19 protein-coding genes and 2 tRNA genes are annotated in these 15888 nt (G+C 48.4%); 6 read left to right on the plus strand and 15 right to left on the minus strand.

Annotation, left to right across the window (positions count from 1 at the left end; genetic code table 11):
- Positions 1 to 170: 170 nt before the first annotated feature.
- The 5 genes from ACOCLE_RS08820 to ACOCLE_RS08840 all read right to left on the minus strand — a co-directional run bounded on the left by ACOCLE_RS08820 (position 171) and on the right by ACOCLE_RS08840 (position 3446).
- Positions 171 to 833: an RraA family protein gene (locus tag ACOCLE_RS08820; protein WP_419536388.1), complete on the minus strand. Its 663-nt coding sequence runs from the start codon at positions 831 to 833 to the stop codon at positions 171 to 173.
- Between the two features lie 361 nt (positions 834 to 1194).
- The gene (locus tag ACOCLE_RS08825) at positions 1195 to 1356 is read right to left on the minus strand and encodes a DUF3012 domain-containing protein (RefSeq protein ID WP_419536389.1); all 162 of its coding nucleotides are present in this window, start codon (positions 1354 to 1356) and stop codon (positions 1195 to 1197) included.
- A 114-nt stretch (positions 1357 to 1470) separates the two neighbouring features.
- Positions 1471 to 1836, minus strand: coding sequence for a hypothetical protein (locus ACOCLE_RS08830; protein WP_419536390.1), 366 nt, complete (start codon positions 1834 to 1836; stop codon positions 1471 to 1473).
- A gap of 124 nt (positions 1837 to 1960) precedes the next feature.
- Positions 1961 to 2428 (minus strand): MEKHLA domain-containing protein, encoded by a 468-nt coding sequence (locus ACOCLE_RS08835; RefSeq protein ID WP_419536391.1) that lies wholly within the window; start codon positions 2426 to 2428, stop codon positions 1961 to 1963.
- A 13-nt stretch (positions 2429 to 2441) separates the two neighbouring features.
- Positions 2442 to 3446 carry a sialidase family protein gene (locus tag ACOCLE_RS08840; protein WP_419536392.1) on the minus strand — a complete coding sequence of 335 codons (1005 nt, stop codon included), beginning with the start codon at positions 3444 to 3446 and terminating at the stop codon, positions 2442 to 2444.
- 155 nt (positions 3447 to 3601) lie between these two features.
- Here ACOCLE_RS08840 and ACOCLE_RS08845 point away from each other — a divergent pair, with 155 nt between their 5' ends.
- From ACOCLE_RS08845 to ACOCLE_RS08860, 4 genes are all read left to right on the plus strand, one after another.
- Complete coding sequence (locus tag ACOCLE_RS08845) at positions 3602 to 4996, plus strand: sodium:solute symporter family protein (protein ID WP_419536393.1); 1395 nt, start codon at positions 3602 to 3604, stop codon at positions 4994 to 4996.
- Positions 4997 to 5113: 117 nt separating this feature from the next.
- Positions 5114 to 5839, plus strand: coding sequence for an AzlC family ABC transporter permease (locus tag ACOCLE_RS08850; protein WP_419536394.1), 726 nt, complete (start codon positions 5114 to 5116; stop codon positions 5837 to 5839).
- Positions 5839 to 6153, plus strand: a complete 315-nt coding sequence (locus tag ACOCLE_RS08855; protein WP_419536395.1) for an AzlD domain-containing protein — start codon at positions 5839 to 5841, stop codon at positions 6151 to 6153. The genes ACOCLE_RS08850 and ACOCLE_RS08855 overlap by 1 nt, the downstream gene beginning before the upstream one ends.
- 106 nt (positions 6154 to 6259) lie before the next feature.
- A complete protein-coding gene (locus ACOCLE_RS08860; protein ID WP_419536396.1) occupies positions 6260 to 6469 on the plus strand; it encodes a hypothetical protein in 210 nt (69 codons plus the stop codon).
- A gap of 51 nt (positions 6470 to 6520) precedes the next feature.
- On the opposite strand, the gene ACOCLE_RS08865 is transcribed toward ACOCLE_RS08860, so the two are convergent.
- The 9 genes from ACOCLE_RS08865 to ACOCLE_RS08905 all read right to left on the minus strand — a co-directional run bounded on the left by ACOCLE_RS08865 (position 6521) and on the right by ACOCLE_RS08905 (position 14018).
- Entirely contained in the window at positions 6521 to 6790 is a 270-nt protein-coding gene (locus ACOCLE_RS08865; protein WP_419536397.1) for a hypothetical protein, read from the minus strand.
- Between the two features lie 10 nt (positions 6791 to 6800).
- Entirely contained in the window at positions 6801 to 7949 is a 1149-nt protein-coding gene (locus ACOCLE_RS08870) for a Na/Pi symporter (RefSeq protein WP_419536398.1), read from the minus strand.
- A 208-nt stretch (positions 7950 to 8157) separates the two neighbouring features.
- A complete protein-coding gene (locus ACOCLE_RS08875; protein WP_419536399.1) occupies positions 8158 to 8607 on the minus strand; it encodes an NfeD family protein in 450 nt (149 codons plus the stop codon).
- Positions 8607 to 9539 (minus strand): SPFH domain-containing protein, encoded by a 933-nt coding sequence (locus ACOCLE_RS08880; RefSeq protein WP_419536400.1) that lies wholly within the window; start codon positions 9537 to 9539, stop codon positions 8607 to 8609. The genes ACOCLE_RS08875 and ACOCLE_RS08880 overlap by 1 nt, the downstream gene beginning before the upstream one ends.
- Before the next feature lie 265 nt (positions 9540 to 9804).
- Positions 9805 to 11883: a S9 family peptidase gene (locus ACOCLE_RS08885; protein ID WP_419536401.1), complete on the minus strand. Its 2079-nt coding sequence runs from the start codon at positions 11881 to 11883 to the stop codon at positions 9805 to 9807.
- A 301-nt stretch (positions 11884 to 12184) separates the two neighbouring features.
- Positions 12185 to 12466 (minus strand): sulfurtransferase complex subunit TusB, encoded by a 282-nt coding sequence (gene tusB, locus ACOCLE_RS08890; protein ID WP_419536402.1) that lies wholly within the window; start codon positions 12464 to 12466, stop codon positions 12185 to 12187.
- Positions 12466 to 12825, minus strand: a complete 360-nt coding sequence (tusC, locus tag ACOCLE_RS08895; RefSeq protein WP_419536403.1) for a sulfurtransferase complex subunit TusC — start codon at positions 12823 to 12825, stop codon at positions 12466 to 12468. The genes tusB and tusC overlap by 1 nt, the downstream gene beginning before the upstream one ends.
- 1 nt (position 12826) lies before the next feature.
- Entirely contained in the window at positions 12827 to 13219 is a 393-nt protein-coding gene (gene tusD, locus ACOCLE_RS08900; RefSeq protein WP_419536404.1) for a sulfurtransferase complex subunit TusD, read from the minus strand.
- 127 nt (positions 13220 to 13346) lie between these two features.
- Positions 13347 to 14018, minus strand: a complete 672-nt coding sequence (locus tag ACOCLE_RS08905) for a Bax inhibitor-1/YccA family protein (RefSeq protein ID WP_419536405.1) — start codon at positions 14016 to 14018, stop codon at positions 13347 to 13349.
- 207 nt (positions 14019 to 14225) lie between these two features.
- On the opposite strand from ACOCLE_RS08905, the gene ACOCLE_RS08910 reads away from it, so the two are divergent.
- Positions 14226 to 14316, plus strand: a tRNA-Ser gene (locus ACOCLE_RS08910).
- A gap of 46 nt (positions 14317 to 14362) precedes the next feature.
- Positions 14363 to 14453: transfer RNA gene (locus ACOCLE_RS08915), tRNA-Ser, on the plus strand.
- A gap of 215 nt (positions 14454 to 14668) precedes the next feature.
- Here ACOCLE_RS08915 and ACOCLE_RS08920 read toward each other — a convergent pair.
- A complete protein-coding gene (locus ACOCLE_RS08920; protein ID WP_419536406.1) occupies positions 14669 to 15724 on the minus strand; it encodes a tyrosine-type recombinase/integrase in 1056 nt (351 codons plus the stop codon).
- Positions 15725 to 15888 lie beyond the last annotated feature (164 nt).

The following is a 15888-nucleotide window of genomic DNA, read 5'->3' on the forward strand; positions in this document are numbered from 1 at the left end:
CATTTTACATGTCCCTGTAAGCAATGACTCTTCCAGCAGTAATGACTAAAAATAAGATGAAAAAACAAAGTAATGAAAAAGACTTAGCTCTGGAAGAGTATGAAAACTAAAAATAATATAATATTACGTAACGTCTTGAGCAACATTTAATCAGCTGCTCTCCTCTTGAGTCAGTCTGACAGAAAATGGAGTTCGCTCTTTTCACCGGCTTCAACCTTTTGCCAGTGTTCATTGAAATTAATCAGATCACAGAAAGCTTCCCCATTCTGAAGCCGGGCCAGCACTCGATCTTCCTTCGCCTTAATATCTTCTGCAACCGGAATCAGGCGCTCTGCCTCTTCCGGAGATAACACCAGTAAACCATCATCATCACCAAAAACAACATCGCCAGGATGAACGGTAACACCACCACACTCAATCACTTCCTGAGTATGGAATACCCGCTTGGACGTTCCCGACATAGGTGTTATGGAATGAGCATAAACAGGAAAGTTCATGGTTCGGACCGATGCTGAATCACGAAAAGCACCATCTATAACAAACCCGGCAATACCTCTGCGCATTGCTTCAGTAGACAGTAACTCCCCTGCAACAGCCAACCGACTACCCTGTGTTTCGATGACAATCACATCGCCTTCCTGAGCATCCTGAATGGATTTGATAACCGTGAGGAAATCATTGTGACAATTCACGGTATAGGCCAACCCTACCAGCTTGAGACCCGTTTGAAGTGGCCTTATGGCTGGACTGATAACCCTGAGGCGCTTGTCAGCATCAGCAAGATGGGCCGTATTCAACTCGGACAGGCGGGTGCGTATTTCATTTAACTCCATGATAAACCTCAGACACAGTGGAATACTTGTCATACCTGGCAAAACACAAGTGCTTGCCGATAGCGGCCAGATTGCTCTGTAAGAGTGTAGGCTCTGTTGAGATTAGTTTCCTTAATCAACAACTCAAACCAGAAAGCTTGTGCTGAAGGCAAGGATTCAAAGCAGGGCAAAACATTGCAAGATGCAGGGTTATGCAACAGATTATCCCTGATGCGACATTGGAGAGGAGCCTGACGAGAAAAACGCCTTATGAGTCATAAGATTTGCTGTATGCAGAACGACTACAGAGCAACAAGTCTTTTACACACAAGGCGTTTTTACGATACAAAGTCTTATGAAATGACGTCAGAGCTTTGGAAGACTATTTAAACACGCAGTGTTTGGCAAAATCGGCCGCTTCATTCGCAGTCCAGTCACCCTTTGATTTTTCCTTTAAGTCATTACACCATGCTTCACTGCCAACCTCAGGGGAGCACCCAGCCAGAAATAAAACAGCCAGAAATACACTAATACACCGTTTCATCAAATCACCCTATCTACTGATTGCCAGTTAAAAACGACAGCATACGCTGATAAGGTGATCTATTGCCAGAGCCGGTCTGAATTAGCCATGAAACCAGACTACAAGGCGTGCACACTACGGATTTTGAGCTTCACACTCAATATGATCCAGAACCAGAGAAGCCGCAGGGCCTACAAAACCCTCCTGCAGACTGTCCTTTGAATCATCGCGCTTGAATACGGCTTTGCATTCATCCCGAAAATAAACGACACTCTCATCAACATTGATGGACTGGAAACCTGTCACTGGTACTAGTTCATCCTTTTCCAGAGCCTCCAGCATATCTTTTACATCACTGACATCCTGATATTTTGGAGGCAGTGCTTGCACCAGTTGATCTGAAGAAACGGCTTCATTAGTGGTCTCTGTTGCAACAGGCACATCGGCCAGTACACCCACTGAAAAGAAAAGCCCAGAGGCAAGCATCAGCCACTTCTTCATAATAAATCTCCAGAAAAAAGACCTGATCACAGGTCACAACATGACACAGGGTCTTATCACATCAGATCAACCCTGCACGGACTAATATAAAGTAGTCTCTTTTCCAGAGGACATGAAAAAATATTTATAAATACTGCCACTGGGCAAACATCGCGGCCTGCCCATGTTTTACGCCATTTGAATCAATAAGATTCCAGACAATGGCATTATGAATAAAAAAGCGCCGACCTGCTGCTGAAATACGAATGCCGGAATAATTATCTATATAGCCTTTAACTGCCACTTCATACAACAGCTGTTTACGTTCATCACGATGCACTGGCTCCGCGGACTTCCTTGAAGGTAACGTCGTAAATATTTCCCAATCCATTTCAAACAATGTTAACGCTGTCCTGTTTCCATAATTGAATACTGGATCCTCACCGCGGCCATGAGAAACAAGAGCAAATGGTGCTTCATTGATAGCCATTATTGCCGGCTTATCTGAGCCGGCTGGAATTAATTCCTTTCCAGTCAACTGACGAAAGCTCTGACAAATCAACTTTCCATGGGCATCATAAAATGGATCAGATAATCGTTGAATGTCGTTCATACTGATTTCTCACTCACTTTTTATAGTCTATCTGAACATGGCGAATGGCCTTTCGCTGCCATGTGTACACGATATGAATTTTACCGCCAGAGTCTTCAATCACGGCGGGATAGGAAAACTCACCATCACCCTCTTCAAGTACCGTTTCCAACTGCCAGTCAACGCCATCTTTACTCAGAGCTATGGCAAGCGGTGTCCTCCCGGCAATCACCGGATTGTAAACCAGCAGATGCAGACCATTACCAAGGGTAATGGCATCAATACCGGAATTTGGATTTGGTAATTCAGTTGGCTCCAACTCTGACCAGTTATCACCGTTATCCAGAGACCATGTCTCTGCAATCACACCAGAGTGTGTTCGGCACAGTGCCTGAAGCCTGCCATCAGAGTGGGTCAATATGGTCGGCTGAATGGCGCCCAGCATCTGTGGGTCACCAACCTCAATACGGCGGGAGCCTTGGGGCAGTGGCCGTTCAAAATGCACTCTCCAACCCTGATGCTCGGTGCTGGAAGGGTAAATAAGACGACCATTCGGCAAGCTCACAGGTTTATTTCTCACGGGTCCAAGAAAACCCGCCGGATGACTCTGTACACCGCTCCAATTCAGTCCCTTGTCAATGGATGTTCTATAAAGCCCGCGCCATAGCCTGGGCGATTTGCCCGCTTTAAAATGCAGAACCAGTTCATTGTCCGTCTTGAACAGCACCGGATTCCAATGCGCCTCGTCACCGTCCATTAAGGATTCCGTCAGAGGGACAGCGTTACTCCAGCGTCCCTGCTCGTAATGTGCACCCCAGATGCGTACATCCGGGGCTCCCTCCTGACTGCCACCAAACCATGCCGCCATCAATCGGCCAGGAGCGGTTTCAACGACCGTGGCTGCGTGACACGAGGGGGTTGGCAAACCATCCAATGTTACAACAAAGCTTTTTGTGTCTATTCTCAGTTCAGCTTCATCAGCAAGAGATGTCATAAAGACGACCGTCATCAGTAAAAGAACAGAAGATCGGATTAGCATAAGAACTACACTGTAAATGATTCAAGCGACCCCCATTATAAAATGATGTGTTAATAAACTTTTTAAACTGCGGAGTGTCCAAACAGGCATAGAGTCTCAGGGACAGATTACTCAGTGTATCTCTGTCAGGCCAGCAACCTTTTGAATCCATGACCATGATCATCACTGTTCTCCTACTTCCTCCTCTGCTCTTTCTGCTGGTTGGTCTCTATCAATTGAAATCAATCCGCAGCTTTGCTGCCTTCGCTCTCGATCGTGATGCTTTTGGGACACTGGCCATCTATTGCACCATTCTTGCCAGTGGCGTTGGTGCGGGCATGATTATGGGCAATGCCGAGAAAGCGTATCGGGGTGAGTGGTTCTATCCGTTGGGCTGCCTTGGTTTTTCACTGCAATTATGGTTAACCGCGCAGCTGGCTCCCAGAATATATCGATGGCGTCACTGCCTCTCTTTCAGTGAAATTCTTGGGCAGGTTTACGGAGGAAAAGACATCCGCTTCATCAGTGGAACCCTATGGATGATTTTCTGCATGGGCCTTGTCACTGCCCAGATGATTGCCATACAGAGGGTGGTCAGCATGCTGGTTCCCGGCTGGGAATTACCCGTTGCTTCATGTCTGATCATCAGCGTAATTCTCTATAGCTCTCTGGGGGGCGTGCGCTCCGTGGTAACAACTGACACCATTCAGGCCATCATCCTCCTGCTCGCCCTGGTGACACTGACCATCTGGGGAATATGGTTTCTTGGCGGGATTGAAGCAACCTACCAGCAGTTCCAGCTTAACAATGCAGAGAACCACTCTACCGGGCAAGTGACAACATTGTTGATCATTTTTGTGGGATTCCTGCTGGGTGATGCCCTGATTCCTATTTCCATACAGCGGGTCACCATGGCACGCAGCCACCTTGAAGCCAGTAAAGCTCTGCGATTAACTGCTGTCGTTGTCCTTATCGTCACACTGCTTTGTGGGCTGATTGGTGTTATTGCCAGCTTGCTGGAACCAGGACAGGATAGCCACAGAACCATCAATATTCTGATCAGTTCACAGCCCCTCTGGCTAAAACTGCTGACTGTTACGGGCTTGCTGGCGGCCATCATGTCGTCCTGCGACAGTTATCTGAATACGGCTGCCATTGCGTTTTCCAACGACCTGCTGCCTGCCCTCAAGAATCATTTGCCCGACCGGCAGCAGCTCATTCTCGGGCGCATTGCTACTTTAGTGATTGGTGCAGGCGCTGTTCTAATTGCGCTGCAAGTGAACGATATTCTGGACGTACTGCTGGGTACCTTCGAAGCCTGGGGGCCAACCTTGCTTCCCCCTCTATTTGTTGCCCTGTTTTACCCCACACTCCCTAAACGGAATTTCTACCTGCCCTGCATCACAGGCATTGCCTGCCTTTTTCTCTGGAAGTGGCTGGCTCCGGAGCACATCATTAACACAGGCTCCCTACTGGCTGGTATAGCGGGCAATAGTTTATGTACAATCCTTCTGCTCTGGCGAGCAAGAATAAAAGCAGCGGCAGCCGTATCCCGGCCAACATCGTCCTGAATGGTCTATTTTACATCCATCACAAACTATTCTTCTTGCCAACGGTCTAAACGAGTCAGTTTATTCGCTTATCGACATCTTCAACAGGGAGATGGGTTGTAAAGGAAACAGGTGATTATGTCTCAGGCTGACGTTGTTCAGTACTCAAGCAGTAATGAAAAGATACGGGCCCTTTTCAAAGGTGCGGCAGCGATTATTCCGCTAACGGTTGCCGTTCTTCCCTGGGGGATTCTGACAGGCTCTCTGGCTATTGAGTCCGGTTTTGACCCTCTTCAAAGCCAGGCATTATCGGGCATTATTTTTGCCGGTGCCGTTCAGCTTGCCATTATGGGCATGATTCAGGCTGGCGTTGGGCTTGGTAGCATCCTGATTTCAGCCCTGCTGATCACCTCCCGCCATTTTCTCTACTCCATGGTCATGCGTAAAGCCATCAGCCCACTGCCTCTGCGGTGGCGCCTGACGTTAGGGTTTCTGTTAACCGATGAGCTGTTTGCTATAGCCAACCCTGGCCAGCTGGCTCGCTTTGATCGCTGGTATGCATTGGGTGGAGGACTCTGTTTCTACCTTGGCTGGAATCTGGCGACCCTTGGAGGGATCATTGCCGGAGAAAGCATCGATAATCTGGATGCTCTGGGGCTCGACTTTGCCATCGCCGCCACCTTCATTGCCCTGGTGATTCCAACCATCAAGAACGGTGCCGTCCTTGCTTGCGTGCTCACCGCACTGGTGGCCTCCGTTATTTGTGAGGTACTGCATATTCAGGCAGGGCTTCTGATCTCAGCACCGCTGGCCATGCTCGTTGGTTTTGCCTATGCCAAAGCCACAGAGAAAGGAGACAATTAATGGAAACCTGGTTCATTCTACTAGCGGTAACGGCCCTGGTTTTTGGCAGCCGTTTTCTTCTGATGGAACCATGGTTACCACTCAAACTCAGTGACAATGTTCAGAAGGTACTGAGTTTTTCAGCGCCAGCCGTACTCACGGCCATTGCGGCCCCCATTGTATTTATGCGAGATGACCGGTTGAGCTTTTCCATAGACAACCATTACCTGATAGCAGGCGCTGTTGTGGTCGTTCTTGCACTGGTGACAAGAAACACCTTAATGACCGTTATCCTGGGAATGATGTCGTTTCTGGTACTGAGGCATTTGATCTAACTGATAGGTCGCCAGATTGCCTTTGAACAGAGGGTACAATAGACGGAACATCGTGCTAGACTGAACGGGAAGTATTCATGGATGAAACTTTATCGGGGACCTACACATGTACAAACTACTGTCAGCTGTTTTTCTTATTCTGATCGCCGCCGGTGTTCTGGCCAGAAGCTTTGACCTGTCGGTGTACAAAGATGGCTACTACCTGCGTTATGAATTTCCACGTTTCGCTCAGGAAAAATGGTTTGAAGTCAGCCTCGGTAAACGACAGGGACTGGCTGGTGTCATTGATGATGTAAAAAAGAAAGCCAGCAAATAACTGCTGGCTTTTTTATAGCGCTGCTGTTTATCTGAGCACTGAAACGATGGATTACTTCTTGTCTGAACCTGTAATTGAGCTCATCAGCTTTGAAACCGATTTTTTGAAGTCTTCAATGGCCGAGGCACCCAGCTTTTTCACATCCACCAGATGAGGTTCAGCTTTATCGAAGTACTCATCCAGGTGATCCACTTCCTCGTGCTGCATATCCTGACGTTCAGCTTCCAGCTCTTTTTCAAGGCGCTTTAACGTCGCCTTGACCTCCTTGATCTGAGCTTTCAACTCCTTCTTGTGCGCCTTGTATTCCTTGAGTGTTGTCATCATGTCCTCCTCAGGCAGTCATCGCGATCAGGATAGCAGGCAGAATGAAAAAGACACCCACCACATAAGCCAACACCATCCATTTGTTCCGGCTAGCCACCTGGGCAAAGCGACGGGCAAGCCTCGGTGGTATGTTGCGAAGGAAAGGAATAGTGTAAATCAAAAACACTGCTGAGACATTAAACAACAGATGCACAAGGGCTATCTGTAGAGCAAAGAATCCCATGGCTCCATGCACAGCCGTTGCCGCCAGCAATGCGGTAATCGTGGTACCGATGTTGGATCCCAGGGTAAATGGATAAATTTCTTTGAGTTTGAAAATACCATTACCGGCCAGAGGTACGATCAGACTGGTACAGGTTGAGGATGATTGAACGGCAATGGTCATCATCATGCCTGAGAAAATACCAGTAGCCGGCCCCTGACCAATCGCCTTGTGCAGAATCTGCTTGGCTTTGCCAACCATCAGGTGCTTAAGCAGTTTTCCAAGATAGATAATGGAAATAAAAATAAACGCGAGCCCGGTTAGTGCCAGACAGACACCGGCCCAGAGATCCGGCAGAGAACCATAGAGCCCCTTAAACAGATCGACGGAGGGACCGGTCAGCACTTTAACAAAATTCAACCCCTTAATACTGACGGAGTCTCCACCCACCAGCAAACTGGCCAGGAAATCGGATGATTTCGCCAGAAAGCCCGTCATAATCTCCAGGGGAAGAAAAATAATCACCGCCATCAGGTTAAAGAAGTCATGCACAGTAGCCGCCGAGAATGCTCGACGAAACTCTTTTTTCTTACCGATATGCCCCATACTGACCAGTGTATTGGTCACCGTGGTACCAATATTGGCACCCATAATCATTGGAATGGCAGTCGCTACCGGGAGACCACCAGCCACCAGCCCGACGATCACTGATGTTACGGTACTGGAAGACTGGACAACGGCGGTTGCCAGCGCACCAGCCACCAGCCCCATGATTGGGTTGGTGGCAAAAGCAAATAACTGACGTGCACCGTCAGCACCACCGGAAGCCCACTTAAAGCCGGAACCAATCATCCCGACAGCGACCAGCAATAGGTAGATCATCAGCGCAACAAGGAGCCACTGAACAACCTGACCTTTCGATTGCGTCGACTCGGCTGTAGAACTGGGTTGCATTTGAACATCCTGCAAGGTGAATAAACTTGATCGCCCAGAAAAAAACAGCACTGGACATCACGGTATCAAACTGGATTACCGAAAAAATACGATCGTTCCATTGAAGGAGGACAAGCATAAAGAAACCGTAAAGGAGTCTCAACCCTGTCCCAGGTAGAATTGAATATCGAAACTACGTGGAGCGCCGTCATACACTCCACGTATACCGTTAGACCTGTTCTCGGACCAAAAGCATCATTCCCTGATGCCCCGTCACCGAAACTTTTTTACCCAGCGGCACAGCCCTGTCAGACTCGACTTTCCAGAGAGTATCGCCAATCTGCAGCTTACTCTGCCCAGCGGGCAAATCCTGATCAAGCACGACAGTCCTGCCAACAAGCTGGGATGCCCGGTTGTTCAACTCTGGGTTATCGCTCTTATTGTTTACCTTTTTGAACACCTTCCAGTAGGCAAATGAGAGCAACAAACTGCCAGCACCAAAAATCACCAGCTGCAGGGGCCAGCCCATATCCGGGGACAACCAGAGCCAGAGCGAAACCACAGCAGCAGCAGCGGCACTGCCCAGAAGAAAACCGCCAGCACCCAGCGCTTCAGCACCCAGAAGGACAAAAAGTAGGATCAACCAATGCCAGGGTTCCAGTGTGAACGCAATATCCATTAAGCTTCCTTCTTACTTCCCTGCCCCAGGGAGGCTTCACCCACCAGCTCCTTGATACCCGCAATAGAACCAATGAGGCTGCCCGCTTCCAGTGGCATCATAATGACTTTGTTGTTTTCTGCAGAGGCAACATCCTTCAGTGCTTCTACGTATTTCTGGGCAACAAAGTAGTTGATGGCGCGATGATCGCCTTCAGCAATCGCCTTAGACACCATGGCGGTAGCAACGGCTTCCGCTTCTGCCAGTCGCTCACGGGCTTCCGCTTCGCGCTTGGCAGCTTCCAGCTCACCTTCCGCCTTGAGAATCTGTGCCTGTTTTTCCCCCTCCGCCACTTTAATGGCCGCTTCACGGGAGCCCTCAGCCTCAAGAATCTGGGCACGCTTTTCCCGTTCGGCTTTCATCTGACGAGCCATGGCTTCTACCAGGTCGGCCGGGGGGGCAATATCACGAAGTTCAATTCGGGTTACTTTCAAGCCCCAGGGGTCCGTGGCTTCATCAACTTTTACGAGCAACCTTTCGTTGATACGGTCCCGATTGGAAAGCATTTCATCCAGTTCCATCGAGCCCAGGACCGCACGAATATTGGTCATCACCAGGTTTTTCATGGCGCGATCAAGATCGTTAACCTCATAAGATGCTTTGACCGCATCCTGGACCAGGTAGAAGCAAACGGCATCCGTCGTAACCTGAGCGTTATCCGCACTGATCACCTCCTGAGGGGGGATATCCAGGACCTGCTCCATCATGTTCATTTTTTTACCGATGGTATCAATCACCGGCACGATCACATGCAGACCTGGCGTTAAGGTTCGCGTGTATTTACCAAATCGCTCGACCGTGTAGTTATACCCTTGGGGAATAATGCGTACCCCCGTTGAAATAAGAACACCAATCAACACCACAAAGGCGATTGCTGTGATTTCCATACCCATAAAACGGCTCCTGTTTCTCGACTTTAATCATCAAGGGCTGCCTCTAAAACAGCCCGGTTGTTTATTCAGCCATTCTTCTTTTCAGAGTCCTTACCCGTCCCCTTTGAAGTCGCTACTTTGTTGGATGCAATCAATCACTGAAGCATCAGGCCCCAGTCACCTGCTGGATGCTGAGCCCGGAGGATTCGCTCTCTTACCTCCGCGTAGCAACTCCAAACCCTTTGGGTATAACTACTCCATTTTTTCGGAGCAAGTTAAGCAATCACTACTTCAGACCAAAACACTTGAGCATAAAAGCGTAATTAAACGCCTCTTCATCAATCCATTCGTACCGCTTACTGGCACCTGCATGACCAGCGTGCATATTCATATTCAACAGCAGCAGGTTATCATCGGTTTTCTTATCCCGTAAGCGTGCAACCATTTTGGCCGGCTCCCAGTAGGTCACCTGTTCATCCGATATGCCCGAATTAAACAGCATCGGCGGGTAGTCTCTGGCCTGAACATTGTCATAAGGGGAATAACGCATAATATACGCAAAATCGTCAGCATTGGTGACCGGATTCCCCCACTCCTCCCATTCAGGCGGAGTCAGTGGCAGAGAAGCATCACTGATGGTGTTAATCACATCCACAAATGGCACATCAGCAATCACGCAACCAAAAAGGTCTGGACGCAGATTCGTCACAGCTCCCATCAGCAGACCGCCGGCACTGCCGCCATTAATCGCAATCTGCCCCTTACTGGTATATCCCTGCTCTATCAGATACTCCGTAACATTAATGAAATCCGTAAAAGTATTCATCTTATGATGCATCTTGCCATTGAGGTACCACTGATACCCTTTTTCATCTCCGCCACGAATGTGTGCGGTGGCATAGACAAAGCCACGGTCAACCAGACTGAACAGCTTTGAAGAAAAACCAGCGGTCATACCATAGCCATAGGAACCGTAACCATAAATCAGGGCACGATGTGATCCATCCTTCACCAGACCTTTTTGGTGAATAATGGTCACCGGAACCCGTTCACCATCGTTGGCTGTTGCATATTCTCGCTTAACCTCATATTTTCCCGGATCAAAGTTAGGAGTCTCACGGGTATAAACTGCGGTGGTTTGCACAGTTTTCAGATCAAGTTCAAGAACCGTACTGGGCATGACCGGCGAGGAATAATCCAGCCGAACGGTTGTTGCGTTATGATTCCAGTCACCAGAAAAATCAAGCTCATAGGCCTCATCCGGCATGGAGACTGTCTGCTTTTTACCGGATTCCATATCCTGAACCACTAACTCATCCAGCGCTTTTTCGTTATTTTTCTGCTCAATAATCAGGTAATGATTGTAAAAATGGAGATCTGTAAGGCTGATCGTATCACTCTCCACCTGAATCAGATTCCAATGCTTCTGATCCCACTGGTTTACCGATGTTTTAAAAAGCTGAAAATTATTGGCACCATTAAGGTTAGTGAGAATATAAAAATCATCCCTGTGGTGATCCAGGCTGAACACCACATCATCGGTACCATGGGCAAACTGCCGGAAGTCTATTGTGGATTGGGGAGAAACATAGACAACCTGACTGGAACCACTGTTGAGGTAAACCATAACGTACTCATGGTCTGTGGTTTCCGCGAGTGAAAGAAACATCCCGTCATACTCATCAGGTTTGGAGAAAACCAGCTCTTTCTTTTCTGGTCCCTGATGAATATTAATCTTATAGACATTTTTACCTCGGGCCTGCTCATCACGCTCAACCACCAGAAGATGTTCATCATCAACCCAGAGTATTGAGCCAGTACTGTTATGGAAGGTCCATTCGCTGTCCTTACCTGTCTCCAGATTTCGGACCCGTATGGTACGTTCCATGGAACCGGTCAGGTTATAGCCATAGGCAAGAAACGTATTGGCTCGATTGGTTCTGGAAGGACCAAACATATAGAGGTCTTTGCCATCAGCCTCTTTGTTAACATCCATGTAAACCACTTCAGGTAAATCCATACCTGCATTGCGGCGGCAAAGGATTGGGTAATTCTTCCCCTTTTCTTCCCGGTAGTAATAAAGGTAGTCTCCCTTTTTCACCGGCCAGGATTGATAATCCTCCTTTATGCGGGACAGAATTTCCTGATAAAGCTGTTCCTGAACGGCTTTACTGTCCTTCATCTGCTCATCTTTATAAGCACTTTCTGCATTCAGGTACGCAAGAACATCCGGGTTTTTAAAATCCAGATCCCCTGCCACAATTTTCTGCCAATGTTCATCCCGCAACCAGTGGTATTCATCAATACGAGACTGATCGTGCTGAACAATGGAATATGGAATTTTGGGGGCGACCGGTGCTTTCAATCGGATTTCCTCTGAGGCAGATAATGATAAGGAAGTGATCAGTAAACAGAATGATAAACAGTTCTTCAGCATACCATGTGCGCCTGAGGTAGAAAGAGCCCAACAGTTTTGAGCATAGCCGCAGCACAAAGTTCTGTTTATCTTTAACGTTATTTCAATATTCCAGTAAACGCTGTTTTTACACTACCCCGCAATTTACCAGCACAATAGCGATGGATCACTCCCAACCCACTGACTAACAAATACGTCAATGAGTGTATTGTATTAGTTAATACCAGAAAGAATGATTGGATAATATCACTCAAAACCAAGACAGCACTTTCTCATGATCCACGCATAACGAGACAAAACGCTCATAACTGATCGTTTCAAAAGGTGCCGTTATCTCTACTCCACGAGCCTTTGCATCGATATCCATCACACAAACCAGGCAACCACCGGGTATGCTCTTCAACCTCTGTGTGGATGACAACAGCTCATAAACCGCATCTTCAATCAGCAATACAGTATCGCCACTGGCAAGAGCACGAATACAAAGCTCCATCACCTGTCCGGGCTTATTAACGGTATGCAGCGTACTCATTAGAAATTAAACACCCTGGAATGTTGTTGGATAAACTGGGGCAACTCCCCCTCTGCCAGCACTGTCACTCCTTCCTGAAGCACATCCGGCGTGATGCTGCGTTCTTTCAGGGAAGCCTGATCCACATATATGGTGTCAATGCCATAAAGAGGCAGCACCTGCAGCATGGCTGAAATCGTTTTGCGGGGAATTTGACCTGCATCCTGACCTTTTAATAATTGATAGACACCATCGCCCATCAACAGAAAACTCGTCTCAATATCGTAAGAGGCGGATACCAGCGCAGTATCCAAAGCTTCACGGGCAGATTGGCCATGATAAGGTGCACGGGTTGAAATAACGCAGACAGAATGAGCCATCCTAGCCTCCAAAGGTGATAAAACGATCCGCCATCAGCGCTCCATCGAGCAGCTGCCCCAGGCCAGAAAGCTCATAACCTTCCCGGAGATTCTGGACAGGCAGGTCATAACGGCTGGCCTCTGCCTGATCAACAACCCCTCTTCTTAATGCTGCGGCAATACACACCACGGCATCCAGATTATGAGCCTGAACAAACTGCTGCCATTCCTCCGGAAGGTTCGACTCATCCTGAGGCGGCTGCGCAATCGCTGTGGCGGTATTCACACCGTCCTGATAAAAAAACAGACGAACAATCTCATGTCCCTGGGCTACAACAGCCCTGGCAAAGTGCAGTGCACTCTGGGGAGCCTGACTGTTGGCCGGGGCTCCATATACGGCCAGAGCAAACTTCATATCGGTAACCTTTGATAAAACCAACCCGAGATTGATTCATCTTAACAGAAAAGGACTTCAGCCTGATTTACCAATCCATAAAAAAGCCCCGCCAATTGGCGGGGCCCGAGATAACCGGAACTAATGATCAGTCGTCACTGGTAGCGCCCAGCAGGTGGAGCAGTGCAGTGAACAGGTTATAGATATCCAGGTAAAGCGAAACTGTCGCACGGATATAGTTAGTCTCACCACCATGAATGATGCGGCTGGTGTCAAACAGGATGAAACCGGACATCAGCAGAACAATCACGGCTGAAAGCGCCAAACTGGCAGCCGGAACGTTAAAGAACATCAAAGCCAGACTGGCAACCACGGCGACAATCAGGCCAACCATCAGGAAACCACCCATGAAGGAAAAATCCTTACGAGTCGTAAGGACATAACCGGAAAGGGCAAAGAACACCACGGCAGTACCACCCAGCGCCTGCATGATGAGGGATGGGCCATTAGCCATGCCGAGGTAATGATTGAGCATTGGCCCCAGGGCTGCGCCAAGCACACCGGTAAACGCAAAAACAGCGACAATACCCTTGGCAGAATCTGCGGTCTTGTTAACTACGAACAACAGGCCAAAGCCCACCAGAGAAAGGATCAGTGCCGTCATCTGGCTGATCTGCAGAGCCATGGCAACGCCTGCGGTGACAGCACTGAACAGCAAAGTCATACCCAGCAACATGTAGGTATTGCGAAGAACCTTATTGATTTCAACGCCAGCACCCAGGCTGGTAGAAGCAGCAGTCATCACGGGTTTGCGGTCCATCTTTGTCATTCCTCTAATATAGATGTAATACAAATCATTATATCAGACCAATTTACTGGGGCTATAGTTTTAACAATTCCTGACATTTTGCGCACCTGAATATCATTCACGATTTTCCACTTAGCCTGAGCTGGGAGCATAGAAAAAGATTACCGTTTATCAAGGCGTTGACAGAATTCTGATTTCAGGTACTATTTGCCTCGTCGCGGAGGGATGGCTGAGCGGTTGAAAGCACCGGTCTTGAAAACCGGCGTGGGTTAATAGCCCACCCAGGGTTCGAATCCCTGTCCCTCCGCCATTTCAGCATGTATTCTTACGCGACCTGCGATAGAGTAAAGTCCTGTGGAGGGATGGCTGAGCGGTTGAAAGCACTGGTCTTGAAAACCAGCGTAGGTTAATAGCCTACCCAGGGTTCGAATCCCTGTCCCTCCGCCACTTACTATCCCCCCTGTTTGACAACTTCCCAAATCGTGATCTCCTGCCCTGATATTACCCGGTGAAACGGTCAGAAATTTCACCCCGGTGAAACTTTTGCCTGGAACAATGGTTTGTTTGATGTAATTTTCCCCTTTCTTTCTCAATAGTTACCTTGGTATACAGAACAAACGTACAGTGAAACTTTGCTGTTTTTCACCCTATACTGCCTATTCTTAAACCCTGTCGTTTACCACGGCCGAAAACGGCGTTGTCCGCTCGTATTTTTTACCCCGCAGATACATCTTGGTCGTCTTCAAATTATCATGCCCCAGGTTTAAGGAAGCGGCTTCGATTCCAACTCGCTCTTCCACCAGTGTGGCGTGGGTGGCACGAATGTCATGCTCATTGAACCGTTCGCCCAGGGGGTTCTCTTCTGCTGACAAGGCCTTCGACATGCTCGCCCTCCAGCGGCCACTGAAGGTGTTTTTGCTCAGTTTTCCACCACTGGGGCTGCACATCAGAAAATTGCTCTCAACACTGTTGAGTGACCGTATACGAGCAACAATCTCTGTCAGCCGATCCGTCCAGGGAAAAAACAGCCGTTTCCCCGTCTTCCCTGTACGAACCCGGATACCATCCTCAGAGAAACTTTCTGCCATAGTCAGCCGCAATATATCCTCCTGCCGCAGACCAGTCTCAAGCTTAAAATCGGTATAGGCAGCAATGAAGGGTGAGGCATGACTTTTGAAAACAACCAGTTCACCAAGGGTCGGCAATCGTTCTCTGGCTTTCAGCTCATGCCGAATAATGCCATGCACGGGATTCGCTCCATTCATCATCCCCCAAACTCTGGCGTACCGTAACGATTGACTCAGCGTACTGGCTTCCTGATTTGCCTGACTTGGACTGCTTTTACCACGCCGATCCACATAGGACTGAACCATTGCGGTATTAATCTGGTCAGGCTCCATGTGACCAAAACTTCGCCGCAGTCGCTTCAGGTGATCGATTTTATCTTGTTGGGTTCTGGGGGCATATTTTGGAACCACCTCCTGCTCATACCGGTCAAATACCCGCCTCATGCCGGTCATTAACCCACAGTGGCGATCCATCTGATCGAGCAGGTCAGTCAGCTTTCTCAGCGCGTCATCATCCTTTGCACTCAATGGCACCCAACTGGTTGGATACCCCATTTTACTCAATGCAGGTTTGTGGTGTGCTGCAGGGCGAAAACGCCACTTATGCTTATACCAGTACACCCGTTTACATAACGTCTTCATTTTTGTCATACAGATTCCTTTTTTCTTGCCAATACTGGGGAAAACAGCTCCCCCAGCCCTCCATTAATAGCACGGTTATTGGAATATACAGTTCGCCAGACATGATGCACTCAATCAGCAACCGTTAGCCCACGGTTCATTACGATCGAGCTTCCACAACATTGCCCCATCCC

This window comes from Endozoicomonas sp. (assembly GCF_965196975.1).
In the GTDB taxonomy this organism is placed as follows: domain Bacteria; phylum Pseudomonadota; class Gammaproteobacteria; order Pseudomonadales; family Endozoicomonadaceae; genus Endozoicomonas.